Annotated in this window: 4 protein-coding genes; 1 reads left to right on the top strand and 3 read right to left on the bottom strand. The window is 65.6% G+C overall.

The genetic code is table 11. The features are described from left to right. The 3 genes from AAGI46_16560 to AAGI46_16550 all read right to left on the bottom strand — a co-directional run. The coding region (locus tag AAGI46_16560; protein ID MEM1013819.1) for a class II aldolase/adducin family protein at positions 1 to 515 on the bottom strand (515 nt) is incomplete at its 3' end. After that, positions 512 to 1,957, bottom strand: coding sequence for an FGGY-family carbohydrate kinase (locus AAGI46_16555; protein ID MEM1013818.1), 1,446 nt, complete (start codon positions 1,955 to 1,957; stop codon positions 512 to 514). The genes AAGI46_16555 and AAGI46_16560, both read right to left, overlap by 4 nt. Further along, a complete protein-coding gene (locus AAGI46_16550; GenBank protein ID MEM1013817.1) occupies positions 1,954 to 2,766 on the bottom strand; it encodes a DeoR/GlpR family DNA-binding transcription regulator in 813 nt (270 codons plus the stop codon). Before AAGI46_16550 ends, AAGI46_16555 begins: the two co-directional genes overlap by 4 nt. Positions 2,767 to 2,787: 21 nt before the next feature. On the opposite strand from AAGI46_16550, the gene AAGI46_16545 reads away from it, so the two are divergent. Beyond that, positions 2,788 to 3,209, top strand: a 422-nt coding sequence (locus AAGI46_16545) for a malate:quinone oxidoreductase (GenBank protein MEM1013816.1), incomplete at its 3' end; no start/stop codon positions are given.

Genomic DNA, 3,209 nt, shown 5'->3' with positions numbered 1-3,209 from the left:
TACGCGAGCTGGCCGCCGAAGACTTCTTGGTTCAGCCGCTCCTGGTCCTTGCACGCGGCGATCGCGATGACCGCGTTCGGGTGCATGTGGTCCACGTACTTGTGCGGAATAAACGCGTGCAACGGCGTGTCGATGCTGCTCGGCCGCGGGTTGAGGTTGAACGTGCAGTGCGGGTACATCCCGACCATCGCGTCCTCCTCTTGGCTCTTGGGCTCGGCGTTGCCGAACTTGGGCGTGAGGCTCTGCAGCTTGTCCTGGTAGAGACTGCTGAAGTTGGCCCGCTTGCTCGTTCGCAGGTCGCCGCCGGAGCCTTTGACCCAGAGGACGTCGACGGCTTCGCCGGTGAGCGGATCGTGCTCGGCGATCTTGTTGCTCGTGTTGCCGCCGCCGGTGTTGGTGACGCGTTGGTCGCTGCCGAGGCAGTTGCTGCGGTAGACAAGCAGTTCGACCGGATCGGTCGGGGCCTTAGCGTCGTCCCAGAGGTAGCTGACGTGCTTGAAGTCGGACGGTTTCATGAAGTCGGGAGTGCGTTGAAGCGATCGGCGTGGCTCGCGAGGTCGCCAGCGGGCTGGAACGTCTGGAGGTTGCTCGAAGCGCGAACGAGTCGGCGAAGCTCGCTCAGGTCGGCCAGTTGCCCGGCGGCGATCGCCTGGATGCCGACGTTGCCAAGCGCCGTCGCTTCGACCGGGCCGGCCTCGACGGGGACGCCCGTCGCGTCGGCGGCAAGCTGATTCAAGAGCCTCGCCTGGCTCCCGCCGCCGACGATGTTCAGCGACGTCGGGTGAGCGCCCGTGACCTCGGCCAGCCCGTCGAGTGTGACGCCGTAAAGCATCGCGAGCGACTCGTAGCAGCAGCGGACGACCTGCCCCGGCGTCTGTGGCTCGCGCTGATCCGTCTCGCGGCAATAACGGCGAATCTTCTCGACCATCCCGCCACCCGTCGCGAACGGCTCGGCGTCTGGCTGGATGAATGAGCGCGCCGGCTCTGCCGCTTCCGCCATCTCGGCGAGGTCGGAGTACGACGGTTCTCCTTCGAAGTCTTTCCGGGACTCCTGAACCAGGAACAATCCGCTGATGTTCTTCAGAAGTCGGATCGTGTGACCAAAACCAACCTCAGTGGTGAAGCCGAAGCGCCGTGTGGTCTCGTTGATCGTCGGCTCTGGCAGCTCCACACCAAGCAACGACCATGAACCGCTCGACAAATACGCACTGCTCGGCTTCAGCGGCGTCGCGGCGACGGCATTGCCGGTGTCGTGACTGCACGTGGCAACGACGCGCGTCGTCGAGCCGTCCAATGAACCGATGTCGGTGCCACTGAGGACAATCTCCGGCAGCAGGCTCGGCGGAATGCCGTGTTCCTCGAGCAACGCATCGGCCCACTGTTGTCGCCGCGGGTCGTAGGCCTGCGTCGTGCTGGCAAGCGAAACCTCTTGCTTTGCCGACGCCACGGGCTGACCCGTTAGACGCCAGTTGAAGTAGTCCGCCATCAAGAGGGCCTTGGAACCCAAACGCCCACCGGCCTGCTCGGCGGCCCACTGGAAGAGCGTGTTGAATGGCAGGAACTGAATGCCCGTCGCGTCGTACACCCGCCGCGCCGACTCCACGTCGCCGATGACGCGGGCAAAGACCTCGGCCGTCGGGACGGCGCGGTACATGATCGGGTCGGCACCAGCCGTGCCGTCATCGCGTAGGCCGACGAAGTCGACGCCCCACGTGTCCACGCTGACGCTTTTCGCGGCGGGTTCCCTCTCGAGCGCCTTCTGCACGCCATTTCGGATGTCGCGCTCAATGGCCTCGATGTTCCACCGATCGAAGCCGTCGACGTGGTGATGGTGCTCCGGGAAACGATGGACTTCCTCGAGCTCGATGCGGTCGCTTGTGACACGCCCCAGCATCACCCGACCGCTCTCGGCACCGAGGTCGACGGCGATGTACGCGGCAGCACGCTTGTCGCTCATGCCCGCTTGCTCCTGGGCCGCAACACCCGCTCGCGACCGCCGGGCACGCCAGCCCGACGCAGGTCGGCCGCGGACGCGTCGGTGACAAGTAGATCGATCTCATCCCAACCCGCGAGCAACGCCGGAGCACGTCGCGAACACTTCGTCGCGTCGCAACAGATGGCCGTCGTGTCCGAGGCGACGATGACCCGCCGCTGAAGATCGACGACCTCGTTGATGGAGTTCCACGCCCCCGACGCGTCAAACGCCTCGGCCCCAAGGATCGCAAGGTCGCACCGCAACGCACTCGCCTGCTTCAGTGTCGATTCATCGAGCAACGCCGCCTGCCTCGCCAGGAGCCTTCCCGACAGAACCTGAACCACCAAGTGCTCGGCCCGGCCAAGCCTCGCTGCGACAGCGAGCGAGTGCGTGAAGACCGTCACGCCGCGGACCGACATTGCCGCCAGTGCCTCGGCGACGAAGGCTCCCGTCGAGCCGGCGTCGAGGAAGACGGTCATGTCCGATTCGATCAGCTTGGCCGCGCGATCAGCGACCGCGCGTTTCGCGTCCGCGGCCGACTCAAGACGTGCGGCGAAGCTGGCGAACCGCCTGTTCCAGTCCTGCAGGTGATCTCTCGCGGCGACCGCCCCGCCGAAGGTCCGCTGGGCCTGCGACCGCTCGGCCAGGACCGCCAGGTCGCGTCTTGCCGTGTTTTCACTGACGCCGAGTCGCTTGGCGACCTCTCCCACGCCGAGGTAGCGGTGCTCGCGTAGCAGCGCCGCGGCCCGGGCTCGCCGGGCTTCGACAATGTGTTGTGCTACCTTCGGCACAGCGGTAAGCTACCCTCTTTTATGGAAGACGTCAACCATAACGAAGCGGCGACGTCCGATGTCGACATCGTCCTTGTCGGCAGCGGGATCATGAGCGCGTCGCTGGGCATCATGCTGCGTCGCCTGAAGCCAAACGCCCGCATTCGCCTGTTCGAAGCCCACGACGAGTTCGCCGGCGAAGCCTCGAACGGCTGGCACAACGCCGGCACCGGACACGCCGGGCTGTGCGAATTGAGCTACACGCCACATCGCGGCTCCGGTGGGGAAGTCGACGTCTCGGTCGCGGTCAAGATCTTCGAGCAGTTCGAGCACTCCAAGCAGTTCTGGTCGTCGCTCGTTCGCGACGGCGTCATCGACGACCCGTCGACCTTCGTCCGCCCGGTCCCACACATCGCTTTCGTCTTCGGCCAGGAGCAGGTCGACTTCCTTCGCTCTCGTCACAG

The organism is Planctomycetota bacterium, from assembly GCA_038746835.1.
Taxonomy (GTDB): domain Bacteria; phylum Planctomycetota; class Phycisphaerae; order Tepidisphaerales; family Tepidisphaeraceae; genus JBCDKH01.
This window is presented reverse-complemented; position numbering and strand designations above follow the sequence as displayed.